At 64.5% G+C, this 13,569-nt stretch carries 11 protein-coding genes and 1 pseudogene; 10 read left to right on the top strand and 2 right to left on the bottom strand.

The window, feature by feature from the left end:
- The 6 genes from QZT63_RS04550 to QZT63_RS04525 all read left to right on the top strand — a co-directional run.
- Positions 1–333 (top strand): phosphoenolpyruvate hydrolase family protein (locus tag QZT63_RS04550; protein ID WP_290648978.1); only part of this gene is annotated, 333 nt, incomplete at its 5' end.
- A gap of 16 nt (positions 334–349) precedes the next feature.
- Positions 350–1,213, top strand: coding sequence for a branched-chain amino acid ABC transporter permease (locus tag QZT63_RS04545; RefSeq protein ID WP_290648976.1), 864 nt, complete (start codon positions 350–352; stop codon positions 1,211–1,213).
- A complete protein-coding gene (locus QZT63_RS04540) occupies positions 1,210–2,160 on the top strand; it encodes a branched-chain amino acid ABC transporter permease (RefSeq protein ID WP_290648975.1) in 951 nt (316 codons plus the stop codon). Before QZT63_RS04545 ends, QZT63_RS04540 begins: the two co-directional genes overlap by 4 nt.
- A 29-nt stretch (positions 2,161–2,189) precedes the next feature.
- Positions 2,190–3,440: an ABC transporter substrate-binding protein gene (locus QZT63_RS04535; RefSeq protein ID WP_290648974.1), complete on the top strand. Its 1,251-nt coding sequence runs from the start codon at positions 2,190–2,192 to the stop codon at positions 3,438–3,440.
- Between the two features lie 24 nt (positions 3,441–3,464).
- Complete coding sequence (locus tag QZT63_RS04530) at positions 3,465–4,208, top strand: ABC transporter ATP-binding protein (protein WP_290648972.1); 744 nt, start codon at positions 3,465–3,467, stop codon at positions 4,206–4,208.
- On the top strand, positions 4,201–4,917 hold the full coding sequence (locus tag QZT63_RS04525; protein WP_290648970.1) for an ABC transporter ATP-binding protein: 717 nt from the start codon (positions 4,201–4,203) through the stop codon (positions 4,915–4,917). Before QZT63_RS04530 ends, QZT63_RS04525 begins: the two co-directional genes overlap by 8 nt.
- A 193-nt stretch (positions 4,918–5,110) precedes the next feature.
- Here QZT63_RS04525 and QZT63_RS04520 read toward each other — a convergent pair whose 3' ends face one another.
- Positions 5,111–7,090 (bottom strand): sigma-54-dependent Fis family transcriptional regulator, encoded by a 1,980-nt coding sequence (locus QZT63_RS04520; RefSeq protein WP_290648968.1) that lies wholly within the window; start codon positions 7,088–7,090, stop codon positions 5,111–5,113.
- 401 nt (positions 7,091–7,491) lie between these two features.
- Here QZT63_RS04520 and QZT63_RS04515 point away from each other — a divergent pair, with 401 nt between their 5' ends.
- The 4 genes and pseudogenes from QZT63_RS04515 to QZT63_RS19970 all read left to right on the top strand — a co-directional run.
- Positions 7,492–9,294 carry an NAD(P)/FAD-dependent oxidoreductase gene (locus QZT63_RS04515; RefSeq protein WP_290648967.1) on the top strand — a complete coding sequence of 601 codons (1,803 nt, stop codon included), beginning with the start codon at positions 7,492–7,494 and terminating at the stop codon, positions 9,292–9,294.
- Between the two features lie 105 nt (positions 9,295–9,399).
- A complete protein-coding gene (locus QZT63_RS04510; RefSeq protein WP_290648966.1) occupies positions 9,400–9,561 on the top strand; it encodes a hypothetical protein in 162 nt (53 codons plus the stop codon).
- Between the two features lie 241 nt (positions 9,562–9,802).
- Entirely contained in the window at positions 9,803–11,077 is a 1,275-nt protein-coding gene (locus tag QZT63_RS04505) for a bifunctional O-acetylhomoserine aminocarboxypropyltransferase/cysteine synthase (protein ID WP_290648964.1), read from the top strand.
- Positions 11,078–11,167: 90 nt separating this feature from the next.
- A pseudogene (locus QZT63_RS19970) lies at positions 11,168–11,278 on the top strand (DUF6494 family protein); the annotation flags it as partial.
- Between the two features lie 272 nt (positions 11,279–11,550).
- Here QZT63_RS19970 and QZT63_RS04500 read toward each other — a convergent pair.
- The gene (locus QZT63_RS04500) at positions 11,551–13,224 is read right to left on the bottom strand and encodes a winged helix-turn-helix domain-containing tetratricopeptide repeat protein (RefSeq protein WP_290648962.1); all 1,674 of its coding nucleotides are present in this window, start codon (positions 13,222–13,224) and stop codon (positions 11,551–11,553) included.
- Positions 13,225–13,569 lie beyond the last annotated feature (345 nt).

Below are 13,569 nucleotides of genomic sequence, written 5' to 3'. Positions count from 1 at the left end.
GACGCCGTGGCCATGACCCGCGCCGGCGCCGACATCATCGTCTGCCACATGGGTCTGACCACCGGCGGTGCCATCGGCGCGGAGACGGCCATGAGCCTGGACGCCTGCGTGCCCGCGATCAATGACTGGATCGCCGCCGCGCGCCGCGAGCGCCCCGACGTGATCACGCTCTGCCACGGCGGCCCCATCGCCATGCCGGATGACGCCCGCTATATCCTCCGGCACTGCCCCGGCTGCAACGGCTTCTACGGCGCCTCCAGCATGGAGCGGCTGCCGGTGGAGGGCGCGCTGACCGAGCAGACCAGGGCCTTCAAGGCCATTGCCGAGGGCTAGGGAGCCGGCGAACGCCATGAATCTGGATACGCTCATCTTTCTCGGTCTGAACGGGCTCACGCTGGCCGCGCTGCTGTTCATTATGGCCAGTGGCCTGACCCTTGCGTTTGGCCTCATGCGGGTGGTGAACCTGGCGCACGGGGCGTTCTACCTGCTGGGTGGCTACGTCGGTGTGCAAGTGGTGCAGGAGACCGACAGCCTGGCGCTGGGGATTGTCACCGGCGGCATGGTGGCCATGGCCGGCGGGGTGTTCATGGAGCGGCTACTGTTGCAGCGGGTGCGCGGGCTGGATCTCTCCGAGGCCCTGTTGACCATCGCCGTGGGCATGATCATCGCGGACGGGCTTCTGGCAGTGTACGGCGGTTCGCCCATTAGTCTGCCCTTACCGCCCGACCTGCGCTTGCCCATGGACCTCGGCGTGATGATGTATCCCACCTTCCGGGTCTACATCATGATCGCGGCGCTGGCACTGGGTGTGGTGTTCTGGCTGGTGATGACGCGCACCCGCATCGGCGCGGCCATCCGGGCCGGCGTGGACGACCGCGAAACCGCCATGTCCCAGGGCATCAACGTGCCACTGCTGTTTGCCGGCGTGTTCGGCGCAGCCAGCTTCCTTGCCGGGGTTGCCGGGGTGATCGGAACGTCATACATGTCGCTGGGGCAGGGCCTGGACGTGCGCGTCCTGATGCTGTCACTGGTGGTCATCATCATCGGCGGCATGGGATCGCTCAAGGGCGCCGGCGTCGGGGCGCTGATCACCGGACTGGTGTACAGCTTCGCCTCCGGTTATGCGCCGCAGTTCGCGCTGTTCTTCCTGTTCCTGCCCATGACCCTGATTCTCGTTTTCCGGCCCCAGGGCCTGTTTGGACGGACCACATGAAACGCGAAACCTTTGTCATTCTCGGTATCGTCGCGGGCCTGATTCTCTGGCTGTTGCTGGCGGGGGATTACGCCATCGCCCGCAGCAACCGCGCGATGATCTACGCCCTGCTGGCCCTGAGTTTCTCCTTACTGGCAGGACGGCTTGGCTGGTTCTCTCTGTGCCAAACCACCCTGGCCGGCGTCAGCGGTTACGTGATCGCCATCCTGGGAGCCCAGCAGGGACTGCCCTACGCTGTGGTGATCCCGGCCGCCATCCTCACATCGGTGGCGTTCGCCGCCGCGTTCGGCGTGCTCACCATGCGCGCCAAGGCGGTGAGCTTTCTCATGCTCACCTTGGCCCTGGGGCAGATGGTGTGGGCGCTCTCGTTTCAGTGGGTGGGGCTGACCGGTGGCTACAACGGGATTTCGGGTGTGCGCCTGCCCATGGTGCTCGGCTTCAACCTGAACGATCCGCGCATCTTCTACGTGATGCTGGCTACATGCACCGTGCTGATCTTCCTCGGCGTGCACCGGCTCTACCGGTCCCGGTTCGGGCTGCTGCTGCTGGGCATCCAGGAGAACGAGCAGCGCATGCGGGCACTGGGTCACCCCGTGTATCTGGCTCGATTCACCGCGTTCGTGCTGGCCGGCGCCATTGCAGGCGTGGCGGGGGTGTTCCTGGTCTACGACATGGGCATCATGTCGCCTTCGCCCCTGTCCCTGAGTCAGGCGGTGCTGGTACTCACCGCAGCGGTGCTGGGCGGCTACCGGACCATCTGGGGGCCGGCCCTGGGGGCGGTCATCCTCATTAGCCTGCAAACTGGCGTGGCGCAGTACACCGACCGCCACATGATGGTGATCGGCCTGGTACTGGCGTTATGCATCCTGCTCATGCCGCGGGGGCTCTCGGAGTTCCCGTGGACATCCCTGTTGCGGGGCCGTAAGGCCTCGACCGCGTCGACATAACGACAACCCCGTCCGGAGGAGGACCTACCATGAAGAAACTCACAACCATCGCCATCGGCAGTGCCTCGGCCCTCGCCATCGCCTCGTTCGTGACCCACGCCGACGACAATACGCTGCGTGTCGGCGTGATCGGACCCACCAGTGGTGTGTTCTCGTTCTTCGGCGAGCAGCAGCGCATGGGCGTGGAGCTGGCCATGGAGGAAATCGGCGATCAGGTCGCCGGCTATGACCTGGAGGTCACGTTCTACGACTCCCAGGGCGACCCCGAGGTCACCGTGGACCGCCTGCGAGCCATGGACTCCCGGGACGACGTCGATATCGTCGTCGGCCCCGTGCTGGGCAGTACCGGCCTCGCCGGCCTGGAATGGGCCGGGGGCTCCGGTATGCCCACGGTGATTTCCTATTCCGCGCCCGAGGACATCACCATGCGCGATCGCGTCGATAACGTGGTACGGGCCGGATGGACCGGCGCGCAGCCCATGTTCGCGTTCGGGGAGTACGTGGCCGAAGAGCTCGGGCACGAGGATATAGTCATGGTGGGCCAGGACTATTCCTTCCCGTACGACCAGTTGGGCGGGTTCATGCGCGGTTTCTGTGCCGCCGGCGGCAACTCCGTGGAGCGCATCTGGCATCCCCTTGATACTGCCGACTACAGCTCCATCCTCGCCACTCTGCCCGATGGTGACGCTGTGATGTACAACGGCGCCGGCAGCGACGGCATTGCCTTCTTCCAGCAGTATCACGACTTCGGTATCGACCAGCGTATGCCGCTGATCGGGGGCTCCAACTTCTTCGCCGTGGGCGACTTGCCGGAAATGGGGGAACAGGCCAAGGGCGGCGTCTCCGCACTGCAGTATGCCGAGGGCCTCGAGACCGACAACTTCATCGCGTTCCGCGATGCCTTCTGGGACATGCACGGTGAAGACACCATGCCCCTGGCCCCGGCCGAGCACGGTTACGTGGCGCTGAAAATGGCCGTGAATGCCGTGGAAGAGGCCGAGAGCCTGGATCGCGAGCCGGTGATTGCCGCCCTGCGTGACACGGAGATGGAGGATGCGCCGCGGGGCCCGTTCCACCTGGACGAATACGGCAACCCGGTGCAGAACATCTACATCAACGAGGTTAAGGAGGTTGATGGCCGGCTGGTGAACGTGCCTATCGAGACCTACGAAGAAGTTAGTCAGTTCGGCCCCTACGATCCGGAGGAATACATGGCCTCCGATTCCTACAGCCGGGACTTTCCGCCGGACGACTGCAGTGATGACTTCTATCAGCAGTAAGTCACTCAACTCAGGAGCGATTGCATGACCGAGGAGCAGGCACTGGGCGTCGCTGGCATTGCCAAGTCCTTCGGGTCTCTGGTGGTGGCAAGCGACGTCCACCTCTCCGTGGCGGCCGGTGCCCGTCATGGCCTCATCGGGGTCAACGGCGCCGGTAAGACCACGCTGTTCAACATGATTGCCGGTGAGCTCAAGCCGGACCGCGGAGACATCTACCTGTTCGGCGAGAACATCACCCGGGATTCGGTGATCCAGCGCACCCTCAAGGGGCTGGGGCGGACGTATCAGGTCTCCACCATGGTGCCCACCGTGACCGTGCGCGAGAACCTGGCGCTGGCCCGGGGTACCGGTCGCGTGCCATCACTGTGGCGGCCTTGGCACGAAGCCCTGGATGACGCGCTCATGTCCACGGCCGAACAGCTCGGTCTGAGCCCCGTGATGGACGAGCTGGTATCCAATCTCTCCCACGGCACCCTCCGGCAGCTGGAGCTTGCCATGGTGCTGGCGCAGAAGCCGCGGCTCTTGTTGCTGGATGAGCCGGCCGCGGGCCTCTCCCGTTCCGAGCGCCAGGTGCTTGCCGGGCTGCTGCGGGACCTGCCGCGGGACGTGACCCTGCTCATGATCGAACACGACATGGACATGGTTCTCGCGCTGAGCGACCGCATTTCCGTGCTGCATCACGGTGAAGTATTCGTTGAAGGCACGCCGGAGGAAATTGCGGCGCATGACGGCGTGCGGGACATCTATCTGGGGCGTGCCCATGGCTGAACCGATGATCGAAGTCGCCGATGTCAATGCCCACTACGGGCTGAGTCATGCACTCCACAGCCTGCACCTCACGGTGAGCCGGGAGTGTGTGGCGATGATGGGCCGCAATGGCGTGGGCAAGACCACGCTGGCGCGCGCACTGATGGGGCTGACCCCACCCAACGCACAGGGGAGCATCCGCATCTTCGGCCAGGATGTCGCCGGATGGCCGCCCCACCGGATCGCCCGGCACGGGGTGGGTTATGTGCCCCAGGGGCGACGGCTGTTTCCGTCGCTCACCGTGGACGAACACCTGCGCCTGAACCTGCGCGCGGGGCCAACCGGGGAGCGCTGGACCGTCGAGGGCGCCTACGAACTGTTCCCGTCGCTGGGCCAGCGACGCAAGTCCTTCGGCAATCAGATCTCCGGCGGCGAGCGGTCCATGCTCGCCATTGGCCGGGCCCTGGTGACCAATCCGGGCTGTCTGATCCTGGACGAGCCCACCGAGGGGCTCGCCCCGTCAGTGGTGGAGACCGTGGCAACGGGGCTTCGCGAACTCAGCCAGGAAGGCGTGGCCGTGCTGCTGATCGAACAAAACGTCAAAGCCGCCGCCATGGCCGCGGATCGCGCCTACTTCATGGCCGAGGGGCACATTGTCCACGAGGCCACCGACCAGGCTGCCATGACCGACGACGAGGTGCTCGCCAAGTATTTGGGCGTCTCCGCCTGAAATGCAATCGAGGAATTCCACTGGAGGCACGCCCCCGCAAGGTGGTGATCTCCGCTCCGGCCGGGGACGACGTCGATTCCACCATCGAGGCCGCAGACCGAGGGACGCGACGCCCTGGAGGTGCGCCGGAACACGCTTTACCGCAACATGCGCCGCCACAATATGCAGCAGACCTGCCAATGATGCCGCGATCCTATACGAGGGAGTCGTCGCTCTGCCAGTTGGGCGGGATCAGACCGTGGCGGCGCATGCGTCGGTAAATAGTGGGGCGCGAGACGCCGAGCTCCCGCGCGACGGCGCTGACGTTCCAGTGGCGGCGCCTGAGCGCATCCTCCAGGAGAACGGCATCGTCCGAACGGGCCCGTCCGCCGGCGCGTGCAGCCGCTGAATGGTCCATGGTGCCCCGTGGTGCCGGCGCGGGCTGAGGTTGCGGCTCCGGCAGATCGCTGGCTTTGATCTCGTCGCCGCTGGCGGTCGCCAGCGCAAACGCCAGCGCGTTGATGAGTTCGCGGATGTTGCCCGGCCACGGGCTGGCGAGCAGCGCACTTACGGCGTCGCCCCGCAACCGCGGCGCGTGCGGGCGGTTGCGGGTGAGCCCAGTGTAGACACAGTCGATGACGTATTGCTGGTCGGTTCGCTCCCGCAACGGCGGCAGCCAGAGGGTCGCTCCATTGAGGCGGTAGTAGAGGTCCTCCCGAAAACTGCCGGCGGCGATCAGCCGCCGAAGGTCCTGGTGGGTGGCGGCCACCACGCGCAGGTCCACCGGCACCGGGCGGTCGGCCCCAAGCGGCTGAATTTCCTGCTCGGCCAGCACCCGGAGTAGGCGGGTCTGCAGGTGCAGCGGCATGTCGCCGATCTCGTCCAGAAACAAAGTACCGCCATCGGCCTGCTGGACGAGACCCTGTCGCCCCTTCCTGCGACCGCCGGTAAACGCGCCCCCCTGGTAGCCGAACAGCTCGCTCTCGATCAGCGACTCCGGGATGGCCGCGCAGCTCATGGCAACGAACACTCCCTGCGCGCGGCGACTGGACTCATGCAGGGCCCGCGCCAGGCGTTCCTTGCCCGTGCCTGTCTCACCGGTAATCAGCACGTTGATGGGCTCGTTGCGCAGCCGCTTGGCCATACCCAGGGTCTTGCGCATGGCAGGGTCGTCCGCCGCCAGCCGGTCCAGGACAGGGACCGCATCTTCGGCCCCGATGACGCGCTCGGCGCGGTGACGTGACAGCGAGCGGCTGGGCTGGATCAGGGTGGCGAACACGATCTCGTTGCTGGGCCGGGTCCGGAAAGCGCGGATCTGATCTTCACTGCGATAGGGCAGGTCCCACAGGTCGTGTAGCTCGCAATCCAGCACATCCGTGATCCGGGGCGATTCCGGTCCGTGTGGCACGTGCCCCAGGAGCGCGCGCCCCGGTGTGTTCGCCGCCAGGATGCTGCCGTCTTCCTCCATGGCAACCAGGTAGCGGCCGCTCACCCGAACGAATTCCCGCGACGAGTCGCAGCGCAGGATGTAGCTGTTGCGGTAGCGGCGCAGGAAGTAAGCGTCCTCGATCATGCGTGCGTACAGCGTGACCAGGTGCTGTCCGAAGGTCTGGCTTTCCGGCCCCATGGGCGAATCCAGCGCCGAAATGTTGAGCACCGCAAGGCGGCTGCCGTCCGGGTCCCGGATCGGCGCGGCGGTACAGGTCAGGCCGATATGGGTTGCGTCGAAGTGGTCGGTGCGGTGGCAACTGAGGGAGACATTTTCCCGCAGACAGGTGCCCACAGCGCAGGTCCCTGCGTAGTCCTCGCTCCAGTCCGAGCCCAGGTAGAGCCCCGCCTCCCGTAGCCGGGCGTCCCGGTACTTGTCGCCCAGGTACTGCACGGCAACGCCGCGATCATCGGTGAGCAGCAGTACGTAATCCAGTTGTGAGGCCTGCTGGTAGAGCTGGTCAACGCCGGCACGGGCCACGCCGAGCAGTTCGTCGGCCCGGTCCTGGTGCTCCCGGAGCACTTGATGGGTCACGATGCGCGCGGGCCGTGGGCGGGTTGGGTCCAGGCCGTATTCGGCGATACACCGCTGCCAGGAGCGGCCGATGACCGGTGAGTTCGGTGTCTGGGCCAGCGGCTTGCGCGTGCCTTCCGCATAACGCAGAACAGAGTCGATGTGCTCGCGCTGATCACGGCGCAACGCCACGGTGTCTCCTCCCCGGTGCCGGTAGCCGGTCGCTCTTCATATTGGCGCCCGTGCCGGCCACCTTTTCGCAATGAAAACACCACACCCCGGCGAAACTGTCAAATCGGTGTAACACCTGCAAGATTAGGGTGTTCCGCCTGTAACGCGGTTCGTGTCAGCTGTAACGCAGGTGCACGCCGTGTTCGCCCTCACGCGGTCCGCAGTACGCATCGACCATGGAAAGATCGATTCAATAACAATTGGCTGTTGCGCGCGACGGATGCTCGCCCCTTGCTGGCACGGGAACTGCTATATCTCCAGTTGAAGGCCCGGCATACAGGGCCATTCAACCTGACGTGGAAGGGCTCCGGGCGTCGTGCCCGAGGGCCTGCGAACCACGCTTCATATGGGAGGAGACCAGCATGTCAGCAACACAGAACACGCCGAACCAGCAGATTTCCGACTGGCTCGCGGACTTCGACGCCGCGCTACAGCGGCAGGACTTCGATGCCGCGACCAGGCTGTTTCAGGACGAGTGCTACTGGCGCGATCTGGTGAGTTTCACCTGGAACCTGAAGACCGCGGAAGGACACGATGAGATCCGCGCCATGCTTCCGGCCACCGTGCCGGAGGCGCGACCGGCGGATTGGGCCCCGGAAGGCGATGCCACCGAGACGGATGGTGTGGTGGAGGGGTGGTTCACGTTCCGCACAGGCGTCGCCAACGGCCGCGGTATGGTCCGTCTGCGCAACGGCAAGTGCTGGACGCTGTTCACCAGCATGACCGAGCTGCGGGAACACCAGGAGCCCATGAACCATCACCGCCCGAAAGGCGCCGAGCATGGGGTGTCCAAGGGGCGGGAAACCTGGCGTGAGGCGCGGGAGCGAGAGCAGGAGGAGCTGGGTTATACCCGTCAGCCGTATTGCGTGATCGTCGGTGGTGGCCAGGGTGGTATTGGTCTGGCGGCGCGGCTGCGCCAGATGAACGTGCCCACCATCGTGGTGGAGAAGAACGCCCGAGCCGGCGACTCCTGGCGCAACCGGTACAAGTCCCTGTGCCTGCACGACCCCGTGTGGTATGACCACCTGCCGTACCTGCCCTTCCCCGACAACTGGCCGGTCTTCTCGCCCAAGGACAAGATCGGCGACTGGCTGGAGATGTACACCAGGGTTATGGAGCTCAACTATTGGGCCTCCACCGAGTGCGAGAGTGCCAGCTACGATGAGGCCGCGGGGGAGTGGACCGTCAGCGTTAACCGCAACGGCGAGCGGGTCACCCTGCGGCCGAAGCAGCTGGTGCTGGCCACCGGCATGTCCGGCATGCCAAACATCCCCAGGTATCCCGGCGCCGAGACGTTCGAAGGTGAACAGCAGCACTCCAGCCAGCACCCAGGGCCGGATGCATACCGCGGCAAGAAGTGCATCGTCGTGGGTTCCAACAATTCGGCCCACGACATCTGTGCCGCGCTATGGGAGAACGACGCCGACGTCACCATGCTGCAGCGCTCGTCCACCCACATCGTCAAGTCCGATTCACTCATGGACGTCGTGCTCGGGCCGCTGTATTCCGAGGAAGCGGTGGCGAACGGGATTACCCATGACAACGCGGACATGATCTTTGCCTCCATCCCGTACAAGGTCCTGCCGCAGATGCAAAAGCCCGCGTTCGACGAGATCCGGGACCGTGATGCAGCGTTCTACAAGAAGCTGGAAGACGCCGGGTTCCTCCTGGATTTCGGGAGCGACGACTCCGGATTGTTCCTGAAGTACCTGCGGCGCGGTTCGGGATACTACATCGACGTGGGTGGCTGCGAACTGGTGGCCAATGGTGACATCAAGCTGCACAGCGGGGTGAGCATCGAGCGGATCAACGCGTCTTCCGTAACCCTCACGGACGGCACGGAGTTGCCGGCGGATCTGATCGTGTACGCCACCGGTTACGGCTCCATGAACGGCTGGGCCGCCCGCATCATCTCCCAGGAAGTGGCCGACAAGGTGGGCAAGTGCTGGGGTATGGGCTCGGATACTCCCAAGGATCCGGGCCCATGGGAAGGCGAGCTGCGCAACATGTGGAAGCCCACCCAGCAGGAGGCGCTGTGGTTCCACGGCGGCAACCTGCACCAGTCCCGGCATTACTCCCACTATCTGGCACTGCAACTCAAGGCGCGTATGGAGGGCATTCCCACACCCGTCTGTGGCCTCCAGGAGGTCCATCACCTCGCCTGAGCAAGCCGAGGGCCGGTACGCAGCGTGCCGGTCCGTTCATAGGATGCACGACACGAGGATGCCGTATGAAGCTCGAATGAAAAGCCCAAGCTACCGCAGGCGACCGTGGCATTGACCGAGCCCGGCCCCGATGTCGCGGTTGCAGAGCTGGATGTGTCGAACACCCGCTCGGTGCACCAGATGATCCGGGATGTTGGGGATGATCTAGGCCAACAGCGCGTTGCCATCACCAATGCCGGCATTATCTGTGGTCTCGCCTGCTCCTAACTCCTCTGGCGCCTGCGCCGCGCGGCGGATGGCAATGTACCCACCGCAACGCTGCTCGAGACCATCGGGGCCGATGATCTAAAGCCGCCCGAGCAATCGCCTGAGGACGTACACGATCCTGGCGTGCCGGCCACTTCCGTGTAGGATATCGGGCCCGGCAGTCGGTCCCGGCAAACCCGCACAACACGCAGCGCAATCACGTTCGAGCAGACATCAGCACGGCTATCCAGGGAGAACCTCCATGAAGATCGAAACACTTGCCGTCCACGCCGGCTACAGCCCCGAACCGACGACCAAGGCCGTGGCCGTGCCGATCTACCAGACCACGTCCTACTCGTTTGACAACACCCAGCACGGTGCCGACCTGTTCGACCTCAAGGTCGAAGGCAACATCTACACGCGCATCATGAACCCGACCAACGCGGTTCTGGAGCAGCGCGTGGCGGCCATGGAGGGGGGCATCGGCGCCCTGGCCGTGGCGTCGGGCATGGCCGCCATTACCTATGCCATCCAGTGCATTACCCGTGCGGGCGACAATATCGTCACCACGAGCCAGCTCTACGGCGGCACCTACAATCTGTTCGCCCACTCCATGCCGAACTCGGGCATCGACGTGCGCTTTGCCGCCCATAACGACTTCGATCGCATGGCCTCGCTGATCGACGGCAAAACCAAGGCCATCTTCTGCGAGACCGTCGGCAACCCGTCGGGCAACGTCATCGACGTGGAGAAGCTGGCGAAACTGGCGCACAATAACGGCATTCCGCTTATCGTCGACAATACCGTGCCCACGCCCTACCTCTGGCGGCCGATCGAGCAGGGCGCGGACATCATCGTGCACTCGCTGACCAAGTATCTCGGCGGCCACGGCACGACCGTGGGAGGCGCCATCGTCGACTCGGGCAGCTTCCCCTGGGCCGAGCACGGCGACCGCTTCCCGATGATGGTCGAACCCGACCCCTCCTATCACGGTGTGGTCTATACCGAAGCCCTGGGTGCCGCCGCGTTCATCGGCCGCTGCCGCGTGGTGCCGCTGCGCAACACGGGCTCGGCCTTGTCGCCGTTCAATGCCTTCCAGATCCTGCAGGGCATCGAGACGCTGGCGCTGCGCATGGATCGCCACTGCGAGAACGCGCAGAAGGTCGCGGAGTACCTGCAGGGGCACGACCAGGTGCGCTGGGTGAAATTCGCCGGCCTGCCCGACAGCCCCGACCACGAGCTGGCGAAGAAGTACATGGACGGGCGCGCCGCCGCCATCCTCAGCTTCGGCATCGACGGGGGCCAGGAGGCCGGTGCGAAGTTCATCGATGCCCTTGAACTCATCACGCGCCTGGTCAACATCGGCGACGCCAAGTCGCTCGCCTGCCATCCCGCGACGACCACGCACCGCCAGCTCAACGAGACCGAGCTGGAGAGCGCCGGTGTCAGCCGGGACATGGTGCGCCTGTCGATCGGCATCGAGCACGTGGATGACATCCTCGCCGACATCGAGCAGGCGCTGGCGGCTGCGCGCTGAGGGGAGCTCCGCGCGGGGGGCGCCGGTGGGCCACGCCAGCTGCCAGCGTGGCGGGAACCTCTTGCATCGCGGCGGCCGAGGCGCAGTATCATGACGATCTGCGTTCAGTATGAAGGGGGCCCCATGGACGAAGGCACGCTCAGCACGTCCGTTGGCGCCTTCCTCAAGAGGGTCGGTATCACCTCGCAGCGGGACATCGACAACGCCGCGCGAGTTGACGGCGCACATCCTGGTGCGCCCCCTCCGGGCGGCCTGCGGCCGTCGAAATCGGCACTCCTGCCGCTTTGTCATGGTTCGGCTGGCCGCGCTGGTGCCAAAGCCAAGAGTGAATTTCACTCGTATCCACGGGGTGTCCGCGCACAACCGCAAGCACCGTGCGCCGGCGACGCCGGGCACGCCAGATAAAGCCAGCAAGGGTCTAACGTCAAGCGAGTCCGAAGACAGACTCCCGGCCGGGCCCTGCAATTGTCGGATTACTGCTCACGCATGCCGGCGAGACGGAGGCCTTCGAGGACGCGCTCAGATCCCGGGCCCATCCAGGAGTGGCTGGCGCGCAGTGTCTCGACCGTGGTTCGGTCGCTGTAGGCCAGGGCCATGGATTTCTCGAGCGCGGCACGCGCCTCTTCCTCGCGGCCGGTCAGGGCCAGGGCGGACGCCAAGGCAAAGTTCGCTGTCGGCTCATTGGGCGAACCTGCGATGGCGCGGTTTAGTGCGGTGATGGCTTCCAAATCCTGTCCATTGTGCAAATGCGCGAGCCCCATGTAGGTATACTTCGTGGACGGTCGGAACCTTGGATTCAGGCGCAGGGATTGTCGAAAGTGTGGCAAAGCTTCGGTCGGATTTCCCAAGGCCATGTTCGCCAGGCCGGCACACACATAAGCACAATCGTTGTTAGGATTTAGCTCCATCGCGGTGTAGCACGAAACCAGACCCCGCTCGGGTTGCCCGCTCCGGGCATAGCCCACACCGACCATCCAATGCCCTTCGGCGTCCTTCGGATCGAGGGATACGGCCCGCTGTGCCGCTTCGAGGGAAAGGTCTTTCGAGTTCGCAACAGAGACGCCGGGAATGGGGCGCATGCTTGCCGCGAAATGGACGAACGCCAGCCCGCTCCATGCCGATGCGATACTGGGGTCGAGTTCCACGGCCTTGTCCAATAGCGCCTTGGCGTCCCGAAAATCCTCCGCGCTATCGGGATTGAACAGCAGTACATTGCCACGCAGCGCGTAGTCCCAGACCTTGAGGCCTGCCATCGGCCGTTGTCTCTGGCTATCCGCCTCTCGAAGCTCGGCCTTCAGTGCCGCGGCTATCTGTCCCGTTACGTTGTTCTGAACTGAGAACACATCCGTCAAGTCGCGATCGTACCGGTCCGACCAGACGTGACTGCGAGTCTGACCATCGATGAGCTGTGCATTGATGCGAACCTGGTCGCCGGATCGACGGACGCTCCCTTCGAGGACGTAGCGGACGCCCAGGTCGGCGGCCACGTCCTTCACGTCGACCGCTTCTTCCTTGAAAGAGAACGAGGTGCGACGCGCGATGACGAACGCGCCTCGGATACGCGACAGATCCGTGATCAGGTCTTCCGTGAAGGCGTCGGCGAAATATTCCTGGTCGGGATCACCGGAAAGATTGTCGAATGGCAGGACAACAATAGAGGGTTTGGCGGAAAGCGAGGTCTCGGCAACCTCGCTTTCATTCAGCCACCACACCGCACCGACCACACCCAGAACGAGGAGCAGAATAACCGGCCCCGCCCAGACCCAAGCACGGTGAAGGGTCATCGCATGAAACGCCCTGACCGAGGCGTCACCTTCGCCGCCTGCTTTCAGACAGTCGGTTTTGGCCACAAACTGAAAGCCCCGCTTGGGATAGGTCCGCAGGAATTTCTGCTGCACGTGATCGTCGCCCAGCGCCCTGCGAACCGCGCGGATGCGCGTGTTGAGCGCGGCATCGGAGACGAGGCGCCCTTGCCAGATCTCGTCGATCAACTCGTCCTTGGAGACGATGCGGCCCCGGTTCTCGACGAGATATTGCAGCAGGCGCAAGACCTGCGGCTCAAGCGCGACAGGTTGGCCGGAATTGAGCAGAGTGCCCGCATCCGGATCAAACACAAACCCTTCGAAGCGATAGGTGATGCCTTGCACCGGGTTTCACCATGAACCTTCGTAACGAGTCAGGCGGCATCGTGTGAGGCTCGCCGACTCACTGCTTCCTCTAGCATAGTAGCGCCATTCGGGGACCGTCTCATCAGGCAAGATGACCAGCAGCGAGATCAATATCGACAAGGCCCTGGAAGGGTTCGCCAGCAGCACAAGGAAGACTGCACGGTCTCACCTTCTCTGCGTGCGGTCATCGACGTGCTGATCAGAGAAAGCGCATGACAAACCCCTTTACGACGGGGTCGCAGGGCTTCACGGACCAGAGCAACCTGGTCCGCTGATGGCTTTTGCCGCTGGGTGGCCTCTGTGAGCTGCCGTCGTTCATGCATG

Origin of the sequence: Aquisalimonas sp. (assembly GCF_007120195.1) — a bacterium.
GTDB lineage: Bacteria > Pseudomonadota > Gammaproteobacteria > Nitrococcales > Aquisalimonadaceae > Aquisalimonas.
The sequence above is the reverse complement of the archived record's forward strand: the minus strand, read 5'-3'. Positions and strand labels throughout refer to the sequence as shown.

What these genes read in the sequence shown, in the direction of transcription:
- QZT63_RS04525 (WP_290648970.1), top strand. Translation starts at nt 4,201, where the DNA reads ATGGCTGAACCGATGATCGAAGTCGCCGATGTCAATGCCCACTACGGG.
- QZT63_RS04505 (WP_290648964.1), top strand. Translation starts at nt 9,803, where the DNA reads ATGAAGATCGAAACACTTGCCGTCCACGCCGGCTACAGCCCCGAACCG.
- QZT63_RS04530 (WP_290648972.1), top strand. Translation starts at nt 3,465, where the DNA reads ATGACCGAGGAGCAGGCACTGGGCGTCGCTGGCATTGCCAAGTCCTTC.
- QZT63_RS04540 (WP_290648975.1), top strand. Translation starts at nt 1,210, where the DNA reads ATGAAACGCGAAACCTTTGTCATTCTCGGTATCGTCGCGGGCCTGATT.
- QZT63_RS04545 (WP_290648976.1), top strand. Translation starts at nt 350, where the DNA reads ATGAATCTGGATACGCTCATCTTTCTCGGTCTGAACGGGCTCACGCTG.
- QZT63_RS04535 (WP_290648974.1), top strand. Translation starts at nt 2,190, where the DNA reads ATGAAGAAACTCACAACCATCGCCATCGGCAGTGCCTCGGCCCTCGCC.
- QZT63_RS04515 (WP_290648967.1), top strand. Translation starts at nt 7,492, where the DNA reads ATGTCAGCAACACAGAACACGCCGAACCAGCAGATTTCCGACTGGCTC.